The organism is Bacillus sp. 2D03, from assembly GCF_003946765.1.
In the GTDB taxonomy this organism is placed as follows: domain Bacteria; phylum Bacillota; class Bacilli; order Bacillales; family Bacillaceae_G; genus Bacillus_A; species Bacillus_A cereus.
The window spans coordinates 1-515 of record NZ_RPSJ01000047.1 but is presented as its reverse complement, the minus strand read 5'-3'; the positions used below and the strand labels follow the sequence as shown (position 1 = coordinate 515).

Below are 515 nucleotides of genomic sequence, written 5' to 3'. Positions count from 1 at the left end.
TCGGCGTTAGTCCCGTCCTTCATCGACTCCTAGTGTCAAGGCATCCACCGTGCGCCCTTTCTAACTTAACCAAACTAAAAATTAAAAAATATGAGCTACACTGTTATCTAGTTTTCAAAGAACATACCATTTGCTATTTAAAATAGCTTTTTGGTGGAGCCTAGCGGGATCGAACCGCTGACCTCCTGCGTGCAAGGCAGGCGCTCTCCCAGCTGAGCTAAGGCCCCAAAATGTATGGTGGGCCTAAATGGACTCGAACCATCGACCTCACGCTTATCAGGCGTGCGCTCTAACCAGCTGAGCTATAGGCCCATACAAATTGCAGGATTTATTTATATCATATCCTCATTTAAGAGTCAATACTGAATTGAACTCTCAAAACTAAACGAAAACGAAACACGGAAACTTATATTGATAAGCAGCGCTTATCAATTCTCCATAGAAAGGAGGTGATCCAGCCGCACCTTCCGATACGGCTACCTTGTTACGACTTCACCCCAATCATCTGTCCCACC

2 tRNA genes and 1 rRNA gene are annotated in these 515 nt (G+C 45.2%); all 3 read right to left on the bottom strand.

From position 1 onward, the window contains the following. Positions 1 to 151: 151 nt before the first annotated feature. Positions 152 to 227: transfer RNA gene (locus tag EBQ15_RS30935), tRNA-Ala, on the bottom strand. 8 nt (positions 228 to 235) lie between these two features. Next, positions 236 to 312: transfer RNA gene (locus tag EBQ15_RS30930), tRNA-Ile, on the bottom strand. Positions 313 to 442: 130 nt separating this feature from the next. After that, a 16S ribosomal RNA gene (locus EBQ15_RS30925) occupies positions 443 to 515 on the bottom strand; the annotation flags it as partial.